Below are 25,742 nucleotides of genomic sequence, written 5' to 3' on the forward strand. Positions count from 1 at the left end.
TTTTACGGATCATACATGCGCGAAAGATTTTCAACCCAACCCCTTAAAAAATAAATGCGGGAGAACCCGCATTTATTCTTGCGACACTTACCCTACGGAACAGCGCGAGCTTTTTTCCAGGTCCGGTTCGGACAAACCGATGAACCGCCTGACTCTTTCAGCAGAAACTGCCTCTCGAATCTCCTTGGGAGACGCATCAAACTGAATAACTCCATTTTCCATAAACACAACCCTATCCGAAATGGACATTGCGAACTCCATTTCATGGGTCACAATTATTAACGTCATTCCCTCGTCCGCTAACCCCTTGATCACCTCCAGCACCTCACCAACCAGCTCAGGATCTAACGCGGAGGTGGGCTCATCAAACAACATGATATCCGGAGACATCGCGAGTGCGCGCGCAATAGCAACTCGCTGCTGTTGACCGCCCGACAGCTGATGCGGGTATTTGCATGAGTGCGCAAGAAGCCCTACACGATCTAAAAGTGCATAGGCATTTAGTCGACTTTCACGCTTGCAATTCCCATGATACTGGGGAGCAAGTGTAATATTTTCAACAAGAGTACGATGAGGAAATAAGTTGAATCCCTGAAACACCATGCCGATATGCTTTACACGCTGACGGAAGGTTCGCTGCTTACCCTCCACCGCAGCGCCACTCTTAATGAAATCTCGACCAAAAAGCCTAATACTTCCCTGATTGATATCTTCCAGCCCATTTATAGTTCTGATAAGGGAAGTCTTTCCTGATCCGGACGGACCGATTATAGAAACGACCTCTCCCCTCTTGACCTCCAAGTCGACGCCTTTGAGGACCTCATGACTGCCATATCTCTTATGTATTCCAAGCAATTGCAAAACAGGCTCACTACTAATGGAGCGCGACTGGTGGCGCTTTTTATATCCAGCAGCCTGACTCCTCAGTGCGAGCGTCTGATCTGTATCTAAGGTTTGGGGTTTACGTCGATTCAAATCGAGAGACAATTCGAATCGCTCAAGGAAAAACCCGAAGACTGTCACGATCAAGACGTAGTACACGCCCACGGCAGCAAGAGTTTCCATAACCAGGAAATTCTGCGCATAAAGACGTTGCCCAACGGTGAGAATTTCCGTGAGGGAGATGACTGAGGCAAGGGACGTTAGCTTAACAATCGTAACGTATTCGTTGATCAGCGTAGGAAGCGAAATGCGAATCGCCTGTGGAATCACGATAAGCCACTGGGCGCCAATTGTGCCAATAGCCAATGCTTTTCCAGCCTCTCGTTGCCCCTTGGCTACGGAAATCAATCCCCCCCGATGGATCTCAGCCATATAGGCTGCTTCGGTTATGACGAGCGCAATGAGAGCTGCCCAAAATGGGTTGGAAAGCAAACCTCCAGAAGCCGGAATCAACTGCGGGAGATTGTAGACAAAGACTATGAGTACCAGTAACGGAACACTGCGAAAGAACCAGATGTAGACTGATGCAGGGCTTCTAAGTAGCGGCGAACTGGACAGCTTTGCCATGGCTAGCAGGAACCCTAGCATTCCACCCAAAACCCAGGCTGCGGCACTTAGCTTTATGACTTGCAAGCAAGCCATCCAGAACGACTCGAGGGTAAACAGGGATGCGAAATAATTCCAATCGAACGACATATTTGCCTCTCAATAGCGCCAGCCACTATCAGCGTAGCGCTATGCACTTATTATTCTGAGACTGGTTCAAGGCTATATTTTTTTAGAATCTCGTAGTATTCCCCATTCGCCCTGCTCTGAGCTAAGGCCTTGGATATCTCCGCGTACGTCGAATCGTTCCCCTTCTTTACAAAAATCCCCAGCACCTCTGGAGAAATCAGATTCTTTGAACTAATTACCACCCGCCCTCTGGTGCGCTCAGAAATCATATGAGCGGCACCAGCAATTTCGACTTGAGCTTCAACATTGCCAGACAACAAGGCTTGAGTTGCCTCAGGAGCAGAGGGGTACTCACTAAGTGTGACGGCTGGCTTTTGGTTAGGAAGGCAATAGACCTGAGAAAGCTTTTGCAGTTTAGGCAGCCAGGAGTTTCCTTGTTCCAGTCCGACTTTCTTGCCGCATAATTCTTCCGGGATTTGAGGTTGAAACTTATTCCCCCGAGTTACCAATATTGCCGACCCTGTCATGGCATAGGGAATCACCAGAGCCTGAAGCTTTCTTTCTTCAGTTATATACATCCCAGAAATGATAGCGTCATACTTATTCGAATTAAGCCCATTTATCAAGTTAAGGAATTTTGTATCAACAAACTCTACAGTTTTGCCTAATGCCGCGGCAATTGACCTTGCAAGCTCAGGATCAGAACCGACAATATTGTTATTCTCGTCGTAGGACTCGAACGGTGGATAGGTGATCTCCATACCTATTTTCAGTGAAGCCTGTTCTTCGGAAGCGGCAACTCCAGTCCGCCCACCCAAAAGCACTAAATACCCAAGCCCAATTGCGAGCGCTTGTTTTTTCATAGCTTTATCACCATCCACAAGGCACACACCAAGGTTTACGCGGAAACTTCAGTTGCGCGCAACAATGTTTATTTTTTAATTAACCATCCAGATCAGCGCGTATTACTCAGCGGCAATACGAATCTTTTTGCGATGAAACTATTTGAAGCGCTCCCTGCCACGCCAACTCCACGATTCCGCATTCAAAGTCAGCCGAAAATGTTTCATAGGTCTTTTGGCACATCTCAGGATCAGGAATAACGACACTCTGGTCAGTGCTTCTGATTTGCAAGTGAATCTGGCAAGCCCGCTCCAGCATGTAAACACTGTGGAATGCTTCGCCAATAGTGCGCCCGCCGACAATGATCCCATGGTTGTGCAGTAGCATTGCATTGGCGTCACCAAGACTTTCAATCATTGCTTTCTCTTCAAACCTGGTGTCGATAAAAGACCCATAAGTGTGATATTTCAACTGCCCGTAAAACTTCATTGCATGCTGAGACAATGGCAGAAGCCCTTCCTCAAGCGTCGAGACGGCGATCCCTGCGGCAGTGTGAGTATGAATCACACACTTCATGTCCGGTCTAGCCCGGTGAATGGAAGAGTGAATTACAGCCCCCGCAATATTCATTGGTCCGTCCGTTTTTCCTTGATCGACAGGAACCCCATCAAGGTCAACTTTCACAAGATCGCTTGCGCGCATCCTCTCGAACGGCACGCCATACTTATTTATTAGAAAGCATCCTGGCTCCCCAGGAATACATGCGGAAGCGTGGGAATCGACGAGATCCGTCATTCGATAATATGCCAGCAGGCGAAATAGCGCTGCGAGATCGCAGCGAACCGACCACTCCTGCGGACTAAATTCATCGGGCAAATTCATATAGGCATCCTCTTTTTGTGTTATTTAGAGGAACACTATTGAATTCCACCGATAGCGCATACTCACATTTTATTATATTATTTATTCGCCAAGCCAATGGAGGGTCTAGCACGTGGGCTTCAGACAAACTACTGCATCAAACTCTGGAGAGCCTCGATCCGTTAGCGAGCGCATGGACTGGAATCTTCTGAAAACGTTCTGTGCCGTTGCGACCGAAAAAAGCATCAGCAGAGGCGCAGAAAGGCTGCATCTGTCTCAACCCGCCGTCAGTCAAGCCATCAAGCGACTGGAGGAGCAGCTCGGATGCACGCTGATTGACAGAGATAGTCATCGATTCGAGTTGACCGATATAGGATCTTCTCTTTTTAGAGTGTCACTAACGGCTCGACAAAGCATCCGAGAGATTGACGCTATAGTCGATAAGACACGCAGCAATGTTAAAGGCAGCATTCGCCTATTAACCGTCAGCGGAGTGAGTTCTCCGGAGTACGATGATGTCTTGCGTGGTATACACCAAGACCACCCAGGCATCACTTTTAGTATTGAAGTGGCGTCAACCCAGGAAATAATAAGCGCCCTGCACCGAAACGACTCGACTTTCGGCATTGGCATTAGCCAGCCCGGCGATATTGACATAAATCAGCTCATACTCAGCCGAGAACGAACTTTCTTCTACTGCAGCAACTTGCACCCCCTCTTCAATGACAACAATGTAACGCCTGAAAAAATCAAGTCATCTAAACTCGTGAGCTTTTCAGGCGAGTCACTAGGGGGAACCTTGCCAAAACTATCAGAGCATTATGGCAGCAATTACATACGCCACAATATATCAGCGTCCTCAGCGAATACGGGCGAGGTCTTGCGGTTGGTTTTGGCAGGGCTGGGTGTAAGTTCACTCCCTGAACACTTATGCAGAGAGTATGAGGAGCGTGGACTTCTGCGAAAACTCATGCCTGAAATGAACGTTTGCGAAGTATTGATTGTATTGATGTGGAGCGTTCACCAAGTCCGCACGCAAGCCGAAGAGATCTTCTTGAAAAGAATGCAAGCCGCATTAGGTCACATGAATTCGGCCTGATCTCTAACTCATCGGCCACAGCCCGATATGGGCCACTTTCTTCGCTAGCGGATCGCCAATCATCCGCTTAACGAGCACGCCCAAAATTCAGATGTAAACAGCAGAAGACTGAATTAGCTCACCGCTTATATTCTGGCGCCGTTAAGGTTGGAAGCTGGACTGCAACACCTCTTGGACGGACTCTCACGCCCTACCCTGCCAAGGACTCGAATGAGAGCCTGTTTACACTGTTGGCGAGTGGACGGGAGAGTCCTGCATAGCGCGTGTTCAGAACCTGTGAAAGAGGTGGCTGCAAAGGGCCAATCTAGCGGGCACCCAGCTCGCTGACACCCCGATTCGCCAACTGGTCGGCGCGCTCGTTGCCGGGGTGGCCGGTATGGCCGCGCACCCACTGCCAGCGCACGTTATGGCGATTGACCTGTTCGTCCAGCGCCTGCCAGAGGTCGGCATTTTTTACCGGCTGCTTGGCGGCGGTCTTCCAGCCGCGCTTCTTCCAGTTGGGCATCCACTCGGTGATACCCTGCATCACGTACTGGGAGTCGGTGATGATCTTCACCTCGCAGGAACGCTTGAGTGCCACCAGGCCCATGATGGCGGCCATCAGCTCCATGCGGTTGTTGGTGGTATCGCGCTCGCCGCCCCAGAGCTCGCGCTCGGCGCCCTTGTAGACCAGCAATGCCCCCCAGCCGCCTGGGCCGGGATTGCCCTTGCAGGCGCCGTCGGTATAGATCTCGACCAGATCGCTCACTTAAGCCTCATGTTTCGAATCGCACCGGCTGACCTTGGCAACTGGCATGGGAACCAGCTTGCCCATGGGTTCGCGCCGGGCCTGACGCAGCGGCCGCAGGCCGATCACCAGCTTGCGCGCCACCAATAGATAGAACCCCGCACCGAACCCTTGTCCGGCGGCGCCCCAGCGCTCCAGGCGGGCCAGGCGGGTTTGCCAGGCGGCCGAAGCAAGCGGCGGACGATAGCACCCGAAGCGGCGTTTCTCCAGCGCGAAGCCCAGTAGGTTGAGCCAGTCGCAGACCTTCGCGGGCGAGATGCAACGCGCCTGACGCAGGGCGTCCCGGGCGAAATAGTGCCGCACGCCCCAGGCGCTCCAGGGATTGACCCCAACGATGATCAGATGGCCGCCAGGGCGTACGCTGCGGGCCGCTTCGCGCAGCAAACTGTGGGGCGAGAGGCAGAAATCCAGGCCGTGCTGCAGTACCACCACGTCTGCGGCGTGCTCGCTGAGGGGCCAGGCGGCTTCCTCACAGGCGATTTCCACCCCTGGCAACGGCGCACCGAGGTGTACGCTGCGCAGGATCTGCTTGGCGCCTGGAGGCAGCTCCGCGCGCGGACCGTAGTGCACCAGATAGCCGCCGAAGTATCTCGCCAGTTCGTCCTCCAGCAGACGTTGCTCTTCGAACAGCATCAGGCCGCCCAAGGGGCCGGAAAACCAGGAGCGGGCTCCTGTGATCAGCTCCAGCCAGTCGGCATCGGCTTGGGCAAATGCTTTCTCGGTCATGGCAATCTCCTGCGTCAGAGCCCTAAGATGCTCCATTGCTCTCAGCTTAGCGACTCCCTTCATGATCCAGATCGACGCCCTCCCCGCCTTTTCCGACAACTACCTCTGGCTGCTGCAGGATGCCGACACCCGCCGCTGCGCCGTGGTCGATCCCGGTGATGCCGCGCCGGTGCTGGCCTGGCTCGACGCCCATCCCGGCTGGACGCTGACCGACATCCTCGTCACCCACCATCACCACGACCACGTCGGCGGTGTGGCACGCCTCAAGGAAGCCAGCGGCGCCCGTGTCCTGGGCCCGGCCCAGGAGAAGATCCCGGCGCGTGACCTGGCCCTGGGCGATGGCGACACCGTGAAAGTGCTGGGCCTGGACTTCCAGGTGTTCGAGGTGCCCGGCCATACTCTGGGGCATATCGCCTATTACCATGCGGACAACGACCGCCCACTGCTGTTCTGCGGAGATACGCTGTTCGCCGCCGGTTGCGGTCGCCTGTTCGAAGGCACCCCGGACCAGATGCACCACTCCTTGAGCCGCCTGGCCGCGCTGCCGGCCGCCACCCTGGTGTTCTGCACTCACGAATACACCCTCAGCAACCTGCGTTTTGCCAAGGCGGTGGAGCCCGGCAACCACGCCACTTCCGAGCGTTTCGACACCGTCACCCGGCTGCGCGAACAAGGTGGTATTAGCCTGCCATCGAACATCGCCCTGGAGCGGGCCACCAACCCCTTCCTGCGGGTAGCTGAAACATCCGTTAAACAAATCGCCGACGAGCGGGTCGGCCGGGACAACGCTACGCCCGCCGAGGTCTTCGCGGTTCTGCGGGCCTGGAAGGATCAGTTCTGAACACTCGGTCAGGCTGTGGCCGGCTGGTGAAAACTTGACCAGCCATAGGTCGATTCCTAGAATCCCCGAACTTTTTTGCCGGAAAAACCCCACAGCCAATGTTGTCTTCGCCGATCAAAACCTTCGACCTGGATGCATTGGCACGAGCCGCGCGCGCGCTCGTCGTGGTGTGCGCCGCCACACTTGCCGGCTGTTCGGGCATGGGTCAAAAGGACGACGACCAGGGTCGAGATACCGACCGCGCCCTGGACATGAACCAGCAGACCCAGTGGCTGGAAGAAGCCGAGACCGAGCGTGAACCCCAGGACATCTGGGAGCGCATGCGCAACGGCTTCAAGCTGCAGGACGAGATTGGCGTCAACCCGCGTGTCGAGCGCCAACGCCTCTGGTACGTGAGCAAGCCCTCTTTCCTGGAAAGCGCCAGCTCCCGCGGCAGCCTCTATATCCACTACGTGGTAGAGCGCCTGGAAGAGCGCAACATGCCCCTCGAACTGGCGCTTTTGCCCGTCGTGGAAAGTGCCTACAACCCCTTCGCCTATTCCCGTAGCCATGCCGTCGGCATCTGGCAGTTCATCCCGTCCACAGGCCGCCATTACAACCTGCGCCAGACCAACTGGTACGACGGTCGCCGCGACATCACCGCTTCCACCAACGCCGCGCTGAACTATCTGGATCGCCTGCACGAAATGTTCAACGGCGACTGGCTGCTGGCGCTGGCCGCCTACAACGCTGGCGAGGGCACCGTCAGCCGCGCCATCGAACGCAACCAGAAGCTCGGCCTGCCGACCGACTACTGGAACCTGCCGTTGCCCCAGGAAACCCAGGACTACGTCCCCAAACTGTTGGCCCTGTCACAACTGGTGATGGCGCCGGAAGCCTATGGCGTGAACCTCAGCCCCATCGCCAACGAGCCGTACTTCGAAGTGGTGGAGGTCAAGCAACAGCGCCTCGATCTGTCCCAGGTCGCCGAACTGGCCGACATGGAAGCCGACGAGATGTACCAGCTCAACCCGGCCTTCAAGAAGCGCATCACCATGGACGGCCCGCAGCACCTGCTGGTGCCCACCGACAAGGCCGAACTGCTGACCGCCAACCTCGCCCTGATGAAGCCCAAGGAGCTGGTCGACTGGAAGCAATACCGCGTGCGCAACGGTGACAGCCTGCATGGCATCGCCAACCGCTACCACGTGACGGTCAAGACGCTGAAAGAGATCAACGGCCTATCCAGCAATCACCTGCGGGTAGGCCAGCAGCTGAGCATTCCGGTCGAGCCGGGCCTCAAGCCCGATCAGCCGCTGTTCCAGAACGTCGCCAGCGCTCCCGCCCCGGCCCCGGCTCGCAGCCACAAGGTCAAGAGCGGTGACAACCTCTGGACCATCGCCCGCCAGTACAAGGTGGACGTGCAGGACATCAAGCGCTGGAACCAGCTCAAGGCCAATCACCTCAAGACCGGCCAGGTGCTGAAGCTGCAAGGTGGCACCACCCAGGTCGCCAGCACCAGCAAGAGCACGGGAAAGGTCAAGTCCAAGGGCGACGGCCGCGAGTCGGTGACCTACTACAAGGTCAAGCAGGGCGACTCGCTCTACCTGATTGCCAAGCGCTTCAACGTCGAAATGAAGCACCTGCAGCGCTGGAACCCCCGCAGCGGCGGCGGCCTGAAACCGGGCCAGACACTGACCGTCTACCTGCCCTGATCCCCGTGCAGCCGGGCGGTTCGGCCACCCGGCATGCCTTCCCCGCTAGGACCTCTGCGCCATCGCCTCCAGGCATCTTCCCGCCGCCTGGGCGAAATGCTGGAACGCCACGAACTGCTCGTGCCTGAGCGCCCGCCCCGAAAGACGGCAATCGGCGTAGATCACCCCGATCTCGCGCTTGCCGGCCAATAGCGGCGCGATGAAGAACATCCCCTGCCCCAGCCACTCGCGCATCGGCCGCGTCACCAGATCATTCAGGCTGTAGCTCGCCGGCACTCCCATCCACAAGGTCTCGCGGGTACGCAGCGCGTAGCTGAATAGGTTGGGATGCTCGGGCTGGCTGGCCGGCAGGGCGAATCCTTCCAGCCAGCGCTCGCTGCCCTCCCCCAACGCCCGGCGCACGGTGAAACGGCTGCGCTGGTCAGTCAGCACGGCCACCATCACCCGCTCCAGCCCAGCGCCCTGGTGCAACCCCTGGAGCAAGGTATCCAGCACCAGGTTGATATCCGCCTTGCGCGAAATCAGCATCCCCAGTTCCTGCAGGGCCTGCTGCATGATCAGCAGGTTCGGCTGCAACTGGCGCGCCTGGCGCTGCTCCCGCTGGAGCCGGATCTGCTCAGGATCGGTATGGGGAATCAGGTGGCAGAGCTTGCTGGCGCCAAAGGTCGTCGCCACCTTGACTGCTTCATCAGCGCTGGCCAGGACCTGCTGCATGGCCTCCTCGCGACTGAGCCCGACCTGGCTGGCCAGTTGCTCCACCAGCTGAGCCATGGCCGGGGAGTCCCAGCCCTGCAGCGCCGCTTCGCTGATACGCACGCCCAGGCTCACGGCCTTCACTGCAGGGTCACCCTGGGCCGAGCCCGCGTGGGCCAGGCTCGCCAGTTCGCCCAGGTTCCAGCTGCGCACGAGACCAAGGGTCAACTGACGGAAGCTGGTACCCAGCACATCGCGCACTGCCTGATCGGCATCGACGCCCGGCTGCGCCAGCGCGGCGGCCAGTTCGTCCGCCTGTTCGCCACCGCAGCCCCAGAACGCCAATTCGCCCAGGTTGTGCAGCAAGGCGGCGATGAACACCTCCTCCTGACTGCGCGCCAGCAGATAGCCGGCAATGTTTCGTGCCTGGACGGCGGCATGGAAGGACCGTGCAAGGAGCTCGGGAAGCTGTTCCCGAGGGCCGCGGGTCAGGAGATTGTCGATCAGACTCACCGAGAGCCCGATCAGGCGCACGTTCTCGAAGCCGATCAGGACGATGGCGCGAGAGATGGTGCGGATGGGTTCCTGGGAAGGGTTGTAGTAGACGCTGTTGGCGACCTTCAGCACCTTGGAGGTCAGGGTCGCGTCGCGCAGCAGCACATCAGCCAACTGCTGCACGGAAGACTTGTCCTGTTGGGCCATCTGGTGCAAGTCCTGCACCACCGCGGCCAGAGCGGGTAATTCAGCCTCATTGAGGCGGTCGATCCATGACTGCAAACCATGGCTGCGTTCACCCAAGATTGGCACCTCTGCGCAAATTTCCGGATGGGGGCCAGAATGCTGGCCAGCAACCCGCAGGCTGGCCCTTTTTTCTTGCCTGTACAAGCTGTTACTGTACTTGCCAGCCGTTACCGCCGACACCTGCGGCGCGTGACTTCCAACACGATTTCGCTGGCCCGACGCCCGCGCGATACCGCCAGCGAGGCCAGCGCCCACATGCCTGACACGATAGCCATGGATCGGACTTCCGCCTGATGCGTCGCCTTGCATTCATGCTCATCGGCCTGCTGGCTCAACCCTGTTTCGCCAGCCTTATTGAAAGTCACGGCTACGCCCAGTTCGGCACCCTGAAGTATCCGGCCAACTTCGACCACTTCGACTGGGTCAATCCCAGTGCCCCCAAGGGTGGCACCCTGCGGGTCATGGCCTTCGGCACCTTCGACACCCTCAACCCGTATACCTTCAAGGGCACCAGCCCGGTGTCCACGCCCAATTTCCAGCAATATGGCGTGACCGAGCTGAACGAGCCGCTGATGGTGGGCACCGGCCAGTACGACCCCTCCGGCGACGAGCCGGCCTCCAGCTACGGCCTGATCGCGAAAAGTGTCGAGTACAGCGAAGACCGAAGCTGGGTGGTCTTCAACCTGCGCGAAGAAGCCAAGTTCCACGACGGCAAGCCGATCACCGCCTATGACGTGGCCTTCTCCTACCGCACCCTGGTCAAGAATGGCCACCCGCAGTACCGCACCAGCCTGCAGGAAGTGAAGAGGGTCGACATCCTCAATCGCCACCGCATCCGCTTCGTGCTCAAGCGCGCCGGCAACCCACTGTTGATCCTGCGTCTTGGCGAGCTGCCGGTACTGCCCCAGCACTATTGGAAGGATCGCGACTTCAAGGCCACCACCTTCGAGCCACCGCTGGGCAGCGGCCCGTATCGCATCACCCAGGTCAAACCGGGGCGCAGCCTGGTGTTCGAACGGGTCAAGGACTGGTGGGGCGAACAGCTGCCAGCCAATCGCGGCAAGTACAACTTCGAGCGGGTCGAAGTGGAGTTCTACCGCGACAGCAACGTCGCCTTCGAAGCCTTCAAGGCGGGCGAGTTCGACTTCTACATCGAGCACCAGGCGAAGAACTGGGCCAACGGCTATCGTTTCCCGGCCATCGCCAGGGGTGACGTGATCCGCGCCGAGATACCGCACCAGATCCCCACGCAGACCCAGGCGCTGTTCATGAACACCCGCCGCGCCGTGTTCGGTGACCGCAAGGTGCGCGAGGCGATGGGGCTGATGTTCGACTTCGAATGGACCAACCGCACCCTGTTCAACAACGCCTACATGCGCGCAGCCAGCTACTACCCGAACAGCGAGTTCAGCGCCGTGGGCAAGCCCGAAGGACACGAGTGGCTGCTGCTGTCGCCGCACCGCAAGGAGCTGCCGGAAGCGCTCTTCACCCAGCCGTTCCAGGTGCCTACCACCGAAGGTCGCGGCATCCCGCGGGAAACCCTTCGCCGCGCCCTCGGTCTATTGGCGGAAGCCGGCTGGAAGTTGTCCGGCCAGCGGCTACTGAACGATCGCGGCCAACCGCTGCGATTCGAAATCCTGCTGGTCAACCCGAACCTTGAACGCATCCTCCAGCCCTATCGCGAAAACCTCGCCAGCATCGGCATCGACGTCAGCCTGCGCACGGTGGACCGCGCCCAGTACAAGCAGCGCCTGGACCACTTCGACTACGACATGATCCTGATGACCCTGCCCCAAACCCTGAGCCCCGGCCTGGAGCAGTACCTGTACTTCCACTCAAGCCAGGTGGGCGTGAAAGGCAGCAAGAACTACGCGGGCGTCGCCAATCCGGTGGCCGACGAACTGATCGACAAGCTTCTCGGCGCCCAGAGCCGCGACGAGCAGCTGGCCGCCGCGCGCGCCCTCGACCGCACCCTGCTCTGGGAGCACTACAGCATCCCCAACTGGTACATCAACTATCACCGCCTGGCGTACCGCAACCGGTTCGCCTTCGTCACCACGCCGCCCTACACCCTGGGCCTGCGTGCCTGGTGGCTGAAGCCCACGGAGAACGCCCGATGAGCAAAACGCTGCGCACCCGCTGCCTTCAAGGCTGCGGCGCCCTGCTGCTGTCACTGGCCGGACTCGCCATCGCCGAGCCCAAATACGCCATCACCCTGTACGACGAACCCGCCAAGTACCCGGTCGACTTCAAGCACTTCTCCTGGGTCAACCCGGACGCCCCCAAAGGCGGCGTGCTGCGTCTATCCGGCGTCGGCGGCTTCGACAGCCTCAACCCCTTCATTCCACGCGGCAACTCGGCGGACCAGCTCGGCCTGATCTATGACAGCCTGACCTTCCACTCCCCCGACGAACCTTTCACCGAATACGGCCTGCTGGCGGAGAAGATCGAGAAGGCGCCGGACAACAGCTACGTGCGCTTCTACCTGAACCCCAACGCGCGCTTCAACGACGGCCAGCCGGTGACCGCCGAAGACGTGGTCTTCACCTTCAATACCCTGGTCGAGCACGGCGACCCGATGTACCGCCACTACTACGCGGACGTGGCCAAGGTGGAGGCGGAGGACAAGCAGCGCGTGCGCTTCGACTTCAAGCATTCGGGCAACCGCGAGCTGCCTCTGATCCTCGGTCAGATCCAGGTGCTGCCCAAGCACTACTGGGACGGCCGCGACTTCGGCAAGACGGGCCTGGAGCCGCCGGTGGGCAGCGGTCCCTACCGCATCACCAAGGTGGATGCCGGCCGCTCGATCCGCTACGAGCGGGTCAAGGACTGGTGGGCCAAGGACCTGCCGGTGACCCGCGGCTACTACAACTTCGACGCCATCACGGTGGATTACTACCGCGACACGTCAGTTGCCCTGGAGGCCTTCAAGGCCGGGCAGTTCGACTTCAACCTGGAGTACTCCGCCAAGGACTGGGCCACCGGATACGACAGCCCTGCCCTGCGCGCCGGTAAGATCGTCAAGGAAGCCATTCCGAACCATAACCCCACCGGCATGCAGGGCTTCGCCTTCAATATTCGCCGGCCGGTGTTCCAGGATCGTCGCGTGCGCGAGGCCATCGCCCTGCTGTTCGACTTCGAATGGGCCAACAAGCAGCTGTTCTTCAGCTCCTACAAGCGCACCAGCAGCTACTTCGAGAACTCGGAGATGGCCGCCCACGAGATGCCTGATGCCGATGAGCTGAAGATTCTCGAACCGCTGAAGGGCCAGGTGCCGGACGAGGTATTCACCCAGGTGTTCCAGCCGCCGGTCAGCGATGGCAGCGGCATCATCCGCGATCAGAAACGCCGCGCCTACCAACTGCTCATGGAAGCCGGCTACAAGATCGAGAATGACAAGATGGTCGGCCCGGACGGCAAGTCGCTGTCTTTCGAGATCATGATCGCCCAGGCCAACCTGGAGCGGGTGATCCTGCCGTTCAAGCGCAACCTGGCGGAACTGGGCATCGACCTGCAGATCCGCCGCGTGGATGTTTCCCAGTACATCAACCGCCTGCGTTCCCGCGATTTCGACATGATCCCGGCCACCTGGGGCCAATCCAACTCGCCGGGCAACGAGCAGATGGAGTTCTGGCACTCGCGCAGCGCCGACAGCGCCGGCAGCCGCAACTTCATTGGCCTGCGCGACCCGGCCATCGACAAACTGGTGGAAGGCCTGATCCGCGCCGACTCGCGCCAGAATCTGGTTGAACACGCCCGCGCCCTTGACCGGGTGCTGCTGTGGGGTCACTACGTGGTGCCCAACTACTACGTGGACACCTACCGCGTGGCCTACTGGAAGCAGTTCCAGCGCCCGCAGCACACGCCGCTCTACGACTTCGGCCTGATGACCTGGTGGCAGGTACCGGGCACGGAAGCTGCAAGCCAGCCCGAGCAACCCACTTCCGCGCCGGATGCCCAGTAAATGCTCGCCTACATATTGCGCCGACTGCTGCTGATCATTCCCACCCTGTTCGGCATCCTGCTGATCAACTTCATCATCATCCAGGCCGCCCCCGGCGGCCCAGTAGAGCAGATGATCGCCAAGCTGGAGGGCTTCGACGCCGCAGCGGGCGGCGCCACCGGGCGGATTTCCGGCGGCGGCTCGGAGGTGGCTACCGCGGGCTCCAATTACCGTGGAGCGCAGGGGCTGGACCCGGAGCTGGTGGCGGAAATCGAGAAGATGTACGGATTCGACAAGCCGCCCCATGAACGCTTCTGGCTGATGATCACCAACTACGCAAAGCTCGATTTCGGAAACAGTTTCTTCCGCGACGCCAAGGTCACCGACCTGATCGCCGAAAAGCTCCCGGTATCCATCTCCCTCGGACTCTGGAGCACCCTGATCATGTATCTGGTGTCCATCCCGCTAGGGATCGCCAAGGCGGTGCGCCATGGCAGTGCCTTCGACGTCTGGAGCAGCACGGCGATCATCGTCGGCTACGCGATCCCGGCCTTCCTCTTCGCCATCCTGCTGATCGTGCTGTTCGCCGGCGGCAGCTACTTCGACTGGTTCCCCCTGCGCGGCCTGACCTCGAACAACTTCGACGAGCTGAGCTTCACCGGCAAGATCCTCGACTACTTCTGGCACCTGGCCCTGCCGGTGACCGCCCTGGTGATCGGCAACTTCGCCACCCTCACCTTGCTGACCAAGAACAGCTTCCTCGACGAGATCAACAAGCAGTACGTGATCACCGCCCGTGCCAAGGGCCTTTCGGAGCGTCGCGTGCTCTACGGCCACATATTCCGCAATGCGATGCTGATCATCATCGCCGGCTTCCCCTCCGCCTTCATCGGCATCTTCTTCACCGGCTCCCTGTTGATCGAGGCGATCTTTTCTCTCGACGGGATGGGCCTGATGAGCTTCGAGTCCGCCCTGAACCGTGACTATCCGGTGGTGTTCGGCACCCTCTTCATCTTCACCCTGCTTGGACTGGTCGTGAAACTGATAAGCGATCTCACCTATACCCTGGTCGATCCGCGTATCGACTTCGAAAGCCGGGAGGGCTGAGCATGGCACTCTCCCCCATCAACCAGCGGCGCTTCGAGCGCTTCAAGGCCCACAAGCGCGGCTGGTGGTCGCTCTGGCTGTTCCTGGTGCTATTCATCTTCAGCTTGGGCGCCGAGCTGATTGCCAATGACAAGCCACTGGCAGTGAACTACGACGGCCAGTGGTACTTTCCCATTCTCAAGCGCTACCCGGAAACCGCCTTCGGCGGCGAGTTCCCTCTGGAGGCCAATTACAAGACGCCCTACATCCGTGACCTGATCGAATCCAAGGGCGGCAGCATGATCTGGCCACCCATCCCGTTCAGCTACGACACCATCAACTACGAACTCAAGGTGCCCGCCCCCGCCCCGCCTTCAGCGGACAACTGGCTGGGCACCGACGACCAGGGCCGCGACGTACTGGCACGCGTAATCTATGGCTTCCGTATCTCGGTGCTGTTCGCCCTGACCCTGACCCTGCTGAGCTCCATCATCGGCGTGATCGCCGGCGCCCTGCAGGGCTTCTACGGCGGCTGGGTGGACCTGGCCGGGCAGCGCTTCCTGGAAATCTGGTCCGGCCTGCCGGTGCTCTACCTGCTGATCATCCTCGCCAGCTTCGTGCAACCGGACTTCTGGTGGCTGCTGGGCATCATGCTGCTGTTTTCCTGGATGAGCCTGGTGGACGTAGTGCGCGCCGAATTCCTTCGCGGCCGCAACCTGGAGTACGTGCGCGCCGCCCGCGCGCTGGGCATGCAGAACATTGCCATCATGTTCCGCCACATCCTGCCTAACGCCATGGTGTCCACCATGACCTTCATGCCGTTCATCCTCACCGGCGCCATCGGCACCCTCACTGCGCTGGACTTCCTCGGCTTCGGCCTGCCGCCGGGGGCTCCGTCCCTCGGCGAGCTGGTGGCCCAGGGCAAGTCCAACCTGCAGGCACCCTGGCTGGGCATCTCCGCCTTCCTGGTGCTGGCGGCCATGTTGAGCCTGTTGGTGTTCATCGGCGAAGCCGCGCGCGATGCCTTCGACCCGAGGAAGTGAGATGAGCGAGAACCTGATTGAAATCCGCGACCTCTCCGTCGAGTTCGTCGCAGGCGGGAAGGCCCAGCGCGTGGTCGAAGGCGTCAGCTTCGACATCCGTAAAGGCGAAACTCTCGCGCTCGTGGGCGAAAGCGGCTCCGGCAAGTCGGTGACGGCGCACTCCATCCTGCGACTGCTGCCTTACCCGCTCGCCCGCCACCCGAGCGGCAGCATCAACTATTCAGGCAAGGACCTGCTGAAGCTGCCCGAAGCCAAGCTGCGCGGCATTCGCGGCAACCGTATCGCCATGGTCTTCCAGGAGCCCATGACCTCGCTGAATCCGCTGCACAGCATCGAGAAGCAGATCAACGAGGTGCTCGCCCTGCACAAGGGCCTGACCGGCAAGGCCGCCACCAAGCGCACCCTGGAGCTGCTGGAACTGGTCGGCATTCCTGAACCGCATAAGCGGCTGAAGGCCTTTCCCCACGAGCTTTCCGGCGGACAGCGGCAACGGGTGATGATCGCCATGGCGCTGGCCAACGAGCCGGAACTGCTGATCGCTGACGAACCCACCACGGCGCTGGACGTCACCGTGCAGCTGAAAATCCTCGAGCTGCTCAAGGAATTGCAGGCTCGCCTGGGCATGGCGCTGCTGCTGATCAGCCACGACCTGAACCTGGTTCGGCGAATTGCGCATCGCGTATGTGTCATGCAGCGCGGTTGCATCGTCGAACAAGCGTCGTGTGATGAGCTGTTCCACGCACCGCAGCATCCCTACACCCGGGAACTGCTCGGCGCCGAGCCTTCGGGCCGGCCGGCGGAGAACCCCGAGGGGGCGCCACTGCTGGAGGTCGAAGACCTGCGCGTGTGGTTCCCGATCAAGAAGGGGCTGCTGCGGCGTACCGTGGATCACGTCAAGGCCGTGGACGGCGTCAATTTCAGCCTGCTGCAGGGCCAGACCCTGGGAATCGTGGGCGAAAGCGGCTCCGGCAAGTCCACACTGGGCCTGGCGATCCTTCGGCTGCTGGGCAGTCGTGGCGGTATCCGCTTCCAGGGTGAGTCCCTGGATGGACTGTCGCAGGGTGAAGTGCGGCCGTTCCGGCGGCAGATGCAGGTGGTCTTCCAGGACCCCTTCGGCAGTCTCAGCCCGCGCATGTGCGTGGGCGACATTGTCGGCGAGGGCTTGCGGATCCACCGCATCGGCACCGAGGCGGAGCGGGAACAGGCCATTATCGACGCGCTCCTGGAGGTAGGACTGGACCCGGAAACCCGGCACCGCTACCCCCACGAGTTTTCCGGCGGGCAGCGGCAGCGGATTGCCATTGCCCGGGCATTGGTGCTGAAACCGGCACTGATCCTGCTGGACGAGCCCACCTCGGCGCTCGACCGGACGGTTCAGCGCCAGGTAGTGGAGTTATTGCGCAGGCTACAGACCAAGTACGACCTGACCTACCTGTTCATCAGCCATGATCTGGCGGTGGTCCGGGCACTGAGTCACCAGTTGATGGTGATCAAGCACGGGCAGGTGGTCGAACAGGGTCCGGCCGATGCCATCTTCGCCGCCCCGCAGCACAGCTATACGAAGCAGTTGCTGGAAGCCGCATTCCTGGCTCCGGGAACTGCCCATTAACCAGAAGAGGATGAAAGCACATGGGTTTTCTCGCCGGTAAGCGCGTACTGATCGTTGGTGTAGCCAGCAAACTGTCCATCGCATCGGGCATCGCTGCAGCCATGCACCGCGAAGGCGCCGAGCTCGCCTTCACCTATCAGAACGAAAAACTGAAAGGCCGCGTGGAAGAGTTCGCCGAAGGCTGGGGTTCCAGCGCCGAACTCTGCTTCCCCTGTGACGTGGCCAAGGACGAAGAAATCGTCGCGGTCTTCGAAGCCCTGAGCAAGAAGTGGGATGGCCTGGACTGCATCGTGCACTCCGTTGGCTTCGCCCCGGGTGACCAACTGGACGGCGACTTCACCGAAGTCACCACCCGTGACGGCTTCCGCATCGCCCACGACATCAGCGCGTATAGCTTCGTTGCCCTGGCCAAGGCCGGTCGCGAACTGATGAAGGGCCGCAACGGCAGCCTGCTGACCCTGTCCTACCTGGGCGCCGAGCGCACCATGCCGAACTACAACGTCATGGGCATGGCCAAGGCCAGCCTGGAAGCCGGCGTCCGTTACCTGGCCGGCAGCCTCGGCCCGGAAGGCACCCGCGTCAACGCCATCTCCGCCGGTCCGATCCGCACCCTGGCCGCTTCCGGCATCAAGAGCTTCCGCAAGATGCTCGCTGCCAACGAGAAGCAGACCCCGCTGCGCCGCAACGTGACCATCGAAGAAGTCGGCAACGCCGGCGCCTTCCTCTGCTCCGACCTGGCCTCGGGCATCAGCGGCGAAATCATGTACGTCGACGGTGGCTTCAACACCACCGCCATGGGCAATATCGAAGACTGATAGTCGCCCTGACGAAAAAGCCCGCACTCGTGCGGGCTTTTTTGTGGGTGAAAGAGGGTCAGCTGCCTCCCCCCAAGTCGTACAGTCCCGCAGGGTGGGCTTCAGTGCCGTAGGGTGGGCTTCAGCCCACCATCCCAGGTCAGCGCGGACTGTCCCCTTACCGAGACCACCGCAAAAGGTGAGGACCAAAAAAAGGCCGCATAAGCGGCCTTTTTCTTCAGCGAGTCGATCAGAAGCGTTCGATGCTCGCTTTATCTTCCAGCTGACGACGGAACGCAGCGAAGTCCTGCTGGCCACTGCGCGAAGCCAGGAAGCGGCTGTACATCGCCTTCTCCTGCTCGGAGAGCTTCTCTTCCGACTGGTTCACACCATTCAGGCGGACCACTACGTAATCGCCATTGTTCAGCTTCACGCCGGAGAATTCCGGCTTGTCGGCTGCAGTCGGCTTGGCCATGCGGAACAGCGCCTGCAGCAACACCGGGTCTACACCTTCCTGGCTGCGAGTAGCGGCTTCTACCACCTGCCAGGACTGACCTTCCTGCGCCTGCTCGACCGGGGTCTTGCCTTCACGCAGGCTGGCGATCAGAGCGTCACCCTTGGTCTTGGCAGCTTCGCTGGCCTTCTGGCCCTGCAGATGCTGGCGAATGCTGTCGCTGACCTTGTCCAATGCCAACTGCTCAGGCTTCTTGTGCTCTTTCGCGCGCAGGACAACGACGGTATCCGGATCCAGTTCGATGGCCGAGCTGTTGGCGCCGTCTTCCAGCACTTCCGGACTGAAGGCAGCCTGGAGCACCTGACGATTGGAAGTCAGGCCTTCACCACCTTCACGACCGAAGGGTGCGCTGGTCTTCACTTCCAGGTTCAGTTCCTGGGCCGGCTGGGCAAGGTCGGATGCCTCGAATGCGGCATCTTCCAGCTCCTTGCTCACCTCGACGAAGCGCTGCTCGACCTGCTGGGCCTTGATGTCATGCTCAAGCTTCGGCTTCAGGCTCTCGAAGCTCGGCACATCAGGTGCCTGCACGCCCAGCAGCTTGATCAGGTGCCAGCCGTACTGGGTACGCACCGGGGCAGAAACATCACCCTGCTTCAGCGCGTACAGCGACTCTTCGAACGCGGGCTCGTAGACGCCAGGACCGGCGAAGCCGAGATCACCGCCATTGGCAGCAGAACCCGAATCGTCGGAGAACTCCTTGGCCAGGGCAGCGAAGTCTTCGCCCTTGTCCAGGCGCTGCTTGATCTGCTCGATCTTGGCCTTGGCCTGCTCTTCGTTCAGCTTGTCATTGACCTCCACCAGGATGTGGGCGGCCTGACGCTGTTCAGCAAGGTTGCCGATCTCTTTCTGGTACTGAGCCTGGAGGTCTTCTTCCTTGGCTTCGACCTGGCTGAAGAAGGCGGACTTCTTCAGTTCGACGTACTCGATCACCACCTGCTCGGGACTCATGAACTGGTCGGCATGACCGTCGTAGTACGCCTTGACCTCGTCATCGGAAACGCTGACCGCAGCCGGGTCGGCCTTCAGGGTCAGGGTCGCGAAATCGCGGGTCTGCTTTTCCAGGCGAGCGAAGGCATCAACCTCAGCATCAGTCACGAAACCGCTACCAGCCAGACCGGCGCGCAGTTGGCCGATGAGCATTTCCTGCTCCAGCATCTGGCGGAACTGCAGGCGGTTGTAGTTCATCTGGCGAATGACCTGATCGAAGCGGTCGGCGTTGAACTTGCCGTCCACCTGGAATTCCGGCGTCTGCAGGATGAGCTGGTCAATGGAGCCCTGCGAGAAGGCGAAATCGGCATCCTTGGCGCCTTGCAGCAGGAGCTTGCGCTCGATCAGGCCTTTCAGGGCGGCCTCGCGCAGCAACTTCTCATCCAGCAGGGATGCGTCGAAGTCCTTGCCCAGTTGCTGTTGCAGCTGTCGGCGCTGCATGTTCACAGCTTCGCTCAGCTGGTCCAGGGTGATTTCGTCACCGTTGACCTCGGCCGCGTTCTGGCGATTGCTAGTGGCATTGAAGATGGCGTCGAAGCCGGTCAGCGCCAGCAGCGCGATGATGACGCCAATAATGGTTTTGGCAATCCACCCCTGTGAATTGTCCCGTATGTTCTGCAGCATGGGTCCCCCAGAAACGGTTGCATGGGATCGCAACCGAGTAACGCGGGTAGAGTATCCGAATATGAGAAAGGCGCATCCAAGGATGCGCCTTCTCGTAGCTTGCGGAGTCTGAGATTCGAACTCTCTGGTGGTAGGAAGTAACCCTTCGCATCCACCACTCCGCTATCGGGCCAGGCTGAACCCGGCCCGGTCGGGCAGAGCCCGAAAGACGCTTAGTTGACGGCGTCTTTCAGAGCTTTGCCGGCCTTGAAGCCAGGAATCTTGGCAGCAGCGATCTTGATCGGCTTGCCAGTCTGCGGATTGCGGCCAGTACGAGCAGCACGCTCTTTAACAGCAAAAGTACCGAAGCCAACCAGCACTACGGAGTCACCGGCCTTCAGAGCGCCAGTAACGGATTCGATAACTGCGTCCAGCGCGCGGCCAGCTACAGCTTTCGGGATGTCAGCAGATGCGGCGATAGCATCGATCAGTTCCGACTTGTTCACTCTTAAGTCCCCTTATTTCTGTTGAGTTGTTTCTTAGTTGTTTGGTGTAAGCAAAGCGGGTGCTGGATGGCCTGCTAACACATAAGAGCCGCTCTTATAACAAGGGCTCTAAAAATGTGTCAAGAAAGCCCCCCGGCTAATGCGTGCTGATTCGCTCCTTGGAATCAGTCTCGCGCTTGTCATCCTTTGCAACCATCTCCGGAGCCGCATCGGGCAAGGGCTCCGGGGCGTATTGCAGCGCAATTTGCAGGACCTCGTCAATCCATTTAACTGGTTTAATCGCCAAGTCTTGCTTGATATTTTCGGGAATTTCTTTCAAATCCCGCACATTCTCTTCGGGAATGATCACGGTCTTGATTCCACCACGATGTGCGGCCAGTAATTTCTCTTTCAAGCCACCAATCGCGAGCACCTGTCCGCGCAGAGTGATTTCCCCCGTCATAGCCACATCGGCACGAACCGGAATCTGCGTCATGGCCGAAACCAGGGCGGTGCACATGCCAATACCGGCACTCGGACCATCCTTCGGAGTAGCGCCTTCCGGCATATGGATGTGAATGTCGCGCTTTTCGTGGAAATCAGCCGGAATACCCAGGCTCTTCGCGCGGCTACGCACCACGGTCAGAGCTGCGGTGATGGATTCGGCCATCACGTCACCCAGCGAACCGGTCTTAGTCAGCTGGCCCTTGCCGGGAACGACCGCCGCTTCGATAGTCAGCAGTTCGCCGCCAACCTGAGTCCAGGCGAGGCCAGTCACCTGACCGATCTGATCCTGCTGCTCGGCCAGTCCGTAACGGTATTTGCGAACGCCCAGATAGTGCTCGAGCGATTCGGCAGTGACCTGAACCGCAAAGCGCTTCTCACGAGCGTGCTCCTTCACAGCCTTGCGGCAAACCTTCGCGAGCTGGCGCTCGAGGCTACGCACGCCGGCTTCGCGGGTGTAGTAACGAATGATGTCGCGAATGGCTGCTTCGTCGAATTCCAGCTCGCCCTTCTTCAGGCCGTTGGCCTTGGTCTGCTTGGGCGCGAGGTATTTGACCGCGATGTTGACCTTTTCGTCCTCGGTGTAACCCGGCAGCCGGATCACTTCCATACGGTCCAGCAACGGAGCCGGAATGTTCATGGAGTTGGCGGTGCACAGGAACATCACATCCGAGAGGTCGTAGTCGACTTCCAGGTAGTGGTCGTTAAAATTGTGGTTCTGCTCGGGGTCGAGTACTTCCAGCAGTGCAGATGCCGGATCTCCGCGCATGTCACTGCCCATCTTGTCGATTTCATCGAGAAGGAACAGCGGGTTGCGCACGCCAACCTTGGTCATCTTTTGAATCAGACGACCCGGCATGGAGCCGATGTAGGTGCGGCGGTGACCACGGATCTCGGCCTCGTCACGCACGCCACCCAGGGCCATGCGCACGAACTTGCGATTGGTGGCACGGGCGATGGACTCGGCCAGCGAGGTCTTGCCGACACCAGGCGGTCCTACCAGGCAGAGCACCGGGCCCTTGACCTTCTTCACGCGCTTCTGCACGGCGAGGTATTCGAGGATACGTTCCTTCACCTCTTCCAGGCCGTAATGGTCGGCGTCGAGGATATCCTCGGCCTTCGCCAGATCCAGGCGGACCTTGCTCTCGGCCTTCCACGGCACATTGACCAGCCAATCGATGTAGGAACGCACCACGGTCGCTTCAGCGGACATCGGCGACATCTGCTTCAGCTTGTTCAGTTCGGCGTTGGCCTTGGCCAGCGCTTCCTTGGTCAGGCCAGCGTTGTCGATACGCTTCTTCAGCTCCTCGACTTCGTTGTGACCTTCGTCGATATCGCCGAGCTCTTTCTGAATGGCCTTCATCTGCTCATTCAGGTAGTACTCGCGCTGGCTGCGCTCCATCTGTTTCTTGACGCGGCCGCGGATGCGCTTCTCGACCTGCAGCAGGTCAATCTCGGCATCCAGCAGCGCCAGGACGTGCTCGACGCGCTCGGACAGGTCGGTCAGCTCGAGGATTTCCTGCTTCTGCTCGATCTTCAGCGCCATGTGAGCAGCCATGGTATCTACCAGGCGGCCCGGCTCGTCGATGCTGTTCAGCGAAGAAAGGACTTCAGAGGGCACCTTCTTACCCAGCTGTACGTACTGTTCGAACTGGCTGAGCAGGCTACGGATGAATACCTCGGATTCGCGCTCACCCGCATCGACTTCGTCGACCAGGCTGACTTCAGCGCGGCAATGGCCGTCGACCTCGATGAATCGCTCGATGGAACCGCGCTGCTCGCCCTCAACCAGCACCTTCACGGTGCCGTCCGGCAGCTTGAGCAGTTGAAGTACGGTGGCGACGGTACCCATGCGATACAGAGCATCTTCGCCCGGATCGTCATCGGCGGGGTTCTTCTGGGCAACCAGGAGAATCTGCTTGTCCCCCGTCATTGCCGCTTCGAGAGCCTCGATGGATTTCTCACGCCCTACGAACAGCGGGATGACCATGTGCGGATAAACCACGACATCGCGCAATGGCAGGAGAGGTAATTCGGCAGTCGTATTCATGGTATCAGCTCTACGGCGGCCCTCAGGCCGTAAACAGATGGGAAAACCCTTGGCCCTAAGATGGGGTTAGGTCAGGGAAAAAACAAGCTTTGAGGCAGCAAATACAAAGGGGCCCGTAGGCCCCTTTGTTTCATCAAGCGTCAGGCGCCGCCTTGGCAGGCTGCTCGTTGTTCTCGTAGATCAACAGAGGCTTGGACGATCCTTCGATGACACTTTCGTCGATGACTACCTTGCTTACATCTGTTTGAGAGGGAATCTCATACATGGTGTCGAGCAGGATACCTTCGAGAATGGAACGCAGGCCACGAGCACCGGTCTTGCGCTCCAGCGCCCGATGGGCGACGGCTTTCAGCGCATCCGGACGGAACTCGAGGTCAACGCCCTCCATTTCGAACAGTTTGGCGTACTGCTTGGTCAGCGCGTTCTTCGGCTCGGTGAGGATCTGCATCAGGGCAGCCTCGTCCAGCTCGTCGAGGGTGGCGATGACCGGCAGGCGGCCTACGAACTCCGGAATCAGGCCGAACTTCACCAGATCTTCCGGTTCCACTTCGCGGAGGGCTTCGCCCACCTTCTTGCCGAGGTCCTTGCTGCGAACTTCGGCATTGAAGCCGATTCCACCCCTGGTGGAGCGATTCTGGATCACCTTTTCCAGGCCAGCGAACGCGCCACCGCAAATGAACAGGATGTTGCGGGTATCGACCTGCAGGAACTCCTGTTGCGGGTGCTTGCGCCCACCTTGCGGCGGTACCGAGGCAACAGTGCCTTCGATCAGCTTCAGCAAGGCCTGCTGCACGCCTTCACCCGATACGTCACGGGTAATGGACGGGTTATCGGACTTGCGGGAAATCTTGTCGATTTCGTCGATGTAGACGATGCCCATCTGGGCCTTCTCGACGTCGTAATCACACTTCTGCAGCAGCTTCTGGATGATGTTTTCGACGTCCTCACCAACGTAGCCAGCCTCGGTGAGGGTGGTGGCGTCGGCGATGGTGAACGGTACGTTGAGCAGACGTGCCAGGGTTTCAGCCAGCAGGGTCTTGCCGGAGCCGGTGGGGCCGATCAGCAGGATGTTGCTCTTGCCCAGTTCGACGTCATCTTTCTTGTCGCGCTGGTTAAGACGCTTGTAGTGGTTGTACACCGCTACCGCGAGCACCTTCTTCGCACGCTCCTGGCCAATCACGTACTGGTCGAGGATGGTACGGATTTCCTTGGGTGCGGGCAGTTTGTGCGCACTGCTTTCGGCCTGGGCTTCCTGCACCTCCTCGCGGATGATGTCGTTGCACAGGTCGACGCACTCGTCGCAGATGAATACGGAGGGACCAGCAATCAGTTTGCGTACTTCGTGCTGGCTTTTGCCGCAGAAGGAGCAATAAAGCAGTTTGCCGTTGTCCTCGCCGTTGCGGGTGTCAGTCATTCGATCGATCCAATCGGGTAGGCGTGAAACACAAGATGAAGGCAAATGCGGGCATTTTCAACCCCGCGAAACGGCCGGATATTCTCCGGCCGCGGTCTTGCGGATGGGCTTAGCCCGCGATCTGGCGCTTGTTGAGCACCTGGTCGATAAGGCCGTATTTGACCGCCTCGTCGCCACTCATGAAGTTGTCACGATCGGTGTCGCGGGCGATGACGTCGATCGGCTGGCCGCAGTGGTCAGCCAGGATCTTGTTCAGGCGCTCACGGATGGTGAGGATTTCACGGGCGTGAATCTCGATATCCGACGCTTGCCCCTGGAAGCCGCCCAACGGCTGGTGAATCATCATGCGCGAATGCGGCAGGCAGTAACGCTTGCCTGCAGCGCCGCCAGCCAGCAGCAGCGCGCCCATGCTGCATGCTTGACCGATGCAGAGGGTGGAAACGTCGGGCTTGATGAACTGCATGGTGTCGTAGATCGACATACCAGCGGTTACCGAGCCGCCCGGGGAGTTGATGTAGAGCTGGATGTCCTTGTCGGGGTTCTCGGCCTCGAGGAACAGCAGCTGCGCCACTACCAGGTTGGCCATGTAGTCTTCGACCGGGCCTACCAGGAAGATCACGCGCTCCTTCAACAGGCGCGAATAGATGTCATAAGCACGCTCGCCACGGGCGGACTGCTCGATCACCATCGGCACCAGGCCACCGGCGGCTTGGATGTCAGGCATTTGCTGCACGAAAGAATTGCGGGACATGTCCTGCGATCACTCCCTAATTGGATAGTCATGTCTCAAAGACACATAAGCCAGCTC

The 25,742-nt window shown here is 59.6% G+C and carries 20 protein-coding genes; 9 read left to right on the top strand and 11 right to left on the bottom strand.

Translation table 11 applies throughout. From position 1 onward, the window contains the following. Positions 1-87 precede the first annotated feature (87 nt). The 3 genes from E8F06_RS15505 to E8F06_RS15515 all read right to left on the bottom strand — a co-directional run bounded on the left by E8F06_RS15505 (position 88) and on the right by E8F06_RS15515 (position 3,342). On the bottom strand, positions 88-1,638 hold the full coding sequence (locus E8F06_RS15505) for an amino acid ABC transporter permease/ATP-binding protein (protein ID WP_280368776.1): 1,551 nt from the start codon (positions 1,636-1,638) through the stop codon (positions 88-90). Between the two features lie 50 nt (positions 1,639-1,688). Further along, on the bottom strand, positions 1,689-2,480 hold the full coding sequence (locus E8F06_RS15510; RefSeq protein ID WP_280368778.1) for an ABC transporter substrate-binding protein: 792 nt from the start codon (positions 2,478-2,480) through the stop codon (positions 1,689-1,691). 106 nt (positions 2,481-2,586) lie between these two features. Beyond that, on the bottom strand, positions 2,587-3,342 hold the full coding sequence (locus E8F06_RS15515) for a class II aldolase/adducin family protein (RefSeq protein ID WP_280368781.1): 756 nt from the start codon (positions 3,340-3,342) through the stop codon (positions 2,587-2,589). 172 nt (positions 3,343-3,514) lie between these two features. Between E8F06_RS15515 and E8F06_RS15520 the strand changes: the two genes are divergently transcribed. Next, positions 3,515-4,420, top strand: coding sequence for a LysR family transcriptional regulator (locus E8F06_RS15520; protein ID WP_280368784.1), 906 nt, complete (start codon positions 3,515-3,517; stop codon positions 4,418-4,420). Positions 4,421-4,724: 304 nt separating this feature from the next. Here the strand turns inward: E8F06_RS15520 and rnhA are convergent, their stop codons facing one another. Beyond that, positions 4,725-5,168 carry a ribonuclease HI gene (rnhA, locus tag E8F06_RS15525; protein WP_151134914.1) on the bottom strand — a complete coding sequence of 148 codons (444 nt, stop codon included), beginning with the start codon at positions 5,166-5,168 and terminating at the stop codon, positions 4,725-4,727. Continuing rightward, complete coding sequence (locus E8F06_RS15530; protein WP_280368787.1) at positions 5,169-5,933, bottom strand: methyltransferase domain-containing protein; 765 nt, start codon at positions 5,931-5,933, stop codon at positions 5,169-5,171. It abuts the gene before it with no gap. Positions 5,934-5,994: 61 nt separating this feature from the next. On the opposite strand from E8F06_RS15530, the gene gloB reads away from it, so the two are divergent. Beyond that, positions 5,995-6,774, top strand: coding sequence for a hydroxyacylglutathione hydrolase (gene gloB, locus E8F06_RS15535; protein ID WP_280368790.1), 780 nt, complete (start codon positions 5,995-5,997; stop codon positions 6,772-6,774). A gap of 98 nt (positions 6,775-6,872) precedes the next feature. Then, complete coding sequence (locus tag E8F06_RS15540; RefSeq protein WP_280368793.1) at positions 6,873-8,468, top strand: LysM peptidoglycan-binding domain-containing protein; 1,596 nt, start codon at positions 6,873-6,875, stop codon at positions 8,466-8,468. A 45-nt stretch (positions 8,469-8,513) separates the two neighbouring features. Here the strand turns inward: E8F06_RS15540 and E8F06_RS15545 are convergent, their stop codons facing one another. Beyond that, on the bottom strand, positions 8,514-9,959 hold the full coding sequence (locus E8F06_RS15545) for an HDOD domain-containing protein (protein ID WP_280368796.1): 1,446 nt from the start codon (positions 9,957-9,959) through the stop codon (positions 8,514-8,516). Positions 9,960-10,195: 236 nt separating this feature from the next. Here E8F06_RS15545 and E8F06_RS15550 point away from each other — a divergent pair, with 236 nt between their 5' ends. Genes E8F06_RS15550 through fabI form a run of 6 tightly spaced genes read left to right on the top strand, consistent with a single transcriptional unit; the run spans position 10,196 to position 18,398 of the window. After that, positions 10,196-12,022, top strand: coding sequence for an extracellular solute-binding protein (locus E8F06_RS15550; RefSeq protein ID WP_280368799.1), 1,827 nt, complete (start codon positions 10,196-10,198; stop codon positions 12,020-12,022). Next, entirely contained in the window at positions 12,019-13,866 is a 1,848-nt protein-coding gene (locus E8F06_RS15555) for an extracellular solute-binding protein (protein WP_280368802.1), read from the top strand. The genes E8F06_RS15550 and E8F06_RS15555 overlap by 4 nt, the downstream gene beginning before the upstream one ends. Then, a complete protein-coding gene (locus tag E8F06_RS15560) occupies positions 13,867-14,952 on the top strand; it encodes a microcin C ABC transporter permease YejB (RefSeq protein ID WP_280368804.1) in 1,086 nt (361 codons plus the stop codon). Positions 14,953-14,954: 2 nt separating this feature from the next. Then, positions 14,955-15,974 (top strand): ABC transporter permease, encoded by a 1,020-nt coding sequence (locus tag E8F06_RS15565; protein WP_280368806.1) that lies wholly within the window; start codon positions 14,955-14,957, stop codon positions 15,972-15,974. 1 nt (position 15,975) lies between these two features. Beyond that, positions 15,976-17,583, top strand: a complete 1,608-nt coding sequence (locus E8F06_RS15570; RefSeq protein WP_280368808.1) for an ABC transporter ATP-binding protein — start codon at positions 15,976-15,978, stop codon at positions 17,581-17,583. Positions 17,584-17,603: 20 nt separating this feature from the next. Further along, complete coding sequence (gene fabI / locus E8F06_RS15575; RefSeq protein WP_280368811.1) at positions 17,604-18,398, top strand: enoyl-ACP reductase FabI; 795 nt, start codon at positions 17,604-17,606, stop codon at positions 18,396-18,398. Positions 18,399-18,627: 229 nt separating this feature from the next. Here fabI and E8F06_RS15580 read toward each other — a convergent pair whose 3' ends face one another. The 5 genes from E8F06_RS15580 to clpP all read right to left on the bottom strand — a co-directional run bounded on the left by E8F06_RS15580 (position 18,628) and on the right by clpP (position 25,685). Continuing rightward, positions 18,628-20,502 (bottom strand): SurA N-terminal domain-containing protein, encoded by a 1,875-nt coding sequence (locus E8F06_RS15580; RefSeq protein WP_280368813.1) that lies wholly within the window; start codon positions 20,500-20,502, stop codon positions 18,628-18,630. Between the two features lie 212 nt (positions 20,503-20,714). Beyond that, a complete protein-coding gene (gene hupB, locus E8F06_RS15585; RefSeq protein WP_003087931.1) occupies positions 20,715-20,987 on the bottom strand; it encodes a nucleoid-associated protein HU-beta in 273 nt (90 codons plus the stop codon). Between the two features lie 136 nt (positions 20,988-21,123). Next, positions 21,124-23,520 (bottom strand): endopeptidase La, encoded by a 2,397-nt coding sequence (gene lon / locus E8F06_RS15590; RefSeq protein WP_226282259.1) that lies wholly within the window; start codon positions 23,518-23,520, stop codon positions 21,124-21,126. 133 nt (positions 23,521-23,653) lie between these two features. Beyond that, positions 23,654-24,934: an ATP-dependent Clp protease ATP-binding subunit ClpX gene (clpX, locus tag E8F06_RS15595; RefSeq protein ID WP_028627763.1), complete on the bottom strand. Its 1,281-nt coding sequence runs from the start codon at positions 24,932-24,934 to the stop codon at positions 23,654-23,656. Positions 24,935-25,043: 109 nt separating this feature from the next. Further along, positions 25,044-25,685 (bottom strand): ATP-dependent Clp endopeptidase proteolytic subunit ClpP, encoded by a 642-nt coding sequence (clpP, locus tag E8F06_RS15600; RefSeq protein ID WP_151134940.1) that lies wholly within the window; start codon positions 25,683-25,685, stop codon positions 25,044-25,046. Positions 25,686-25,742: the final 57 nt, after the last annotated feature.

This window comes from Pseudomonas sp. BN411 (assembly GCF_029871235.1).
GTDB lineage: Bacteria > Pseudomonadota > Gammaproteobacteria > Pseudomonadales > Pseudomonadaceae > Metapseudomonas.

Coding starts and splice junctions, on each gene's coding strand:
- E8F06_RS15505 (WP_280368776.1), bottom strand. CDS start 1,638: ATGTCGTTCGATTGGAATTATTTCGCATCCCTGTTTACCCTCGAGTCG.
- E8F06_RS15510 (WP_280368778.1), bottom strand. CDS start 2,480: ATGAAAAAACAAGCGCTCGCAATTGGGCTTGGGTATTTAGTGCTTTTG.
- E8F06_RS15515 (WP_280368781.1), bottom strand. CDS start 3,342: ATGAATTTGCCCGATGAATTTAGTCCGCAGGAGTGGTCGGTTCGCTGC.
- E8F06_RS15520 (WP_280368784.1), top strand. CDS start 3,515: ATGGACTGGAATCTTCTGAAAACGTTCTGTGCCGTTGCGACCGAAAAA.
- E8F06_RS15530 (WP_280368787.1), bottom strand. CDS start 5,933: ATGACCGAGAAAGCATTTGCCCAAGCCGATGCCGACTGGCTGGAGCTG.
- gloB (WP_280368790.1), top strand. CDS start 5,995: ATGATCCAGATCGACGCCCTCCCCGCCTTTTCCGACAACTACCTCTGG.
- E8F06_RS15540 (WP_280368793.1), top strand. CDS start 6,873: ATGTTGTCTTCGCCGATCAAAACCTTCGACCTGGATGCATTGGCACGA.
- E8F06_RS15550 (WP_280368799.1), top strand. CDS start 10,196: ATGCGTCGCCTTGCATTCATGCTCATCGGCCTGCTGGCTCAACCCTGT.
- E8F06_RS15555 (WP_280368802.1), top strand. CDS start 12,019: ATGAGCAAAACGCTGCGCACCCGCTGCCTTCAAGGCTGCGGCGCCCTG.
- E8F06_RS15560 (WP_280368804.1), top strand. CDS start 13,867: ATGCTCGCCTACATATTGCGCCGACTGCTGCTGATCATTCCCACCCTG.
- E8F06_RS15565 (WP_280368806.1), top strand. CDS start 14,955: ATGGCACTCTCCCCCATCAACCAGCGGCGCTTCGAGCGCTTCAAGGCC.
- E8F06_RS15570 (WP_280368808.1), top strand. CDS start 15,976: ATGAGCGAGAACCTGATTGAAATCCGCGACCTCTCCGTCGAGTTCGTC.
- fabI (WP_280368811.1), top strand. CDS start 17,604: ATGGGTTTTCTCGCCGGTAAGCGCGTACTGATCGTTGGTGTAGCCAGC.
- E8F06_RS15580 (WP_280368813.1), bottom strand. CDS start 20,502: ATGCTGCAGAACATACGGGACAATTCACAGGGGTGGATTGCCAAAACC.
- lon (WP_226282259.1), bottom strand. CDS start 23,520: ATGAATACGACTGCCGAATTACCTCTCCTGCCATTGCGCGATGTCGTG.
- clpX (WP_028627763.1), bottom strand. CDS start 24,934: ATGACTGACACCCGCAACGGCGAGGACAACGGCAAACTGCTTTATTGC.
- clpP (WP_151134940.1), bottom strand. CDS start 25,685: ATGTCCCGCAATTCTTTCGTGCAGCAAATGCCTGACATCCAAGCCGCC.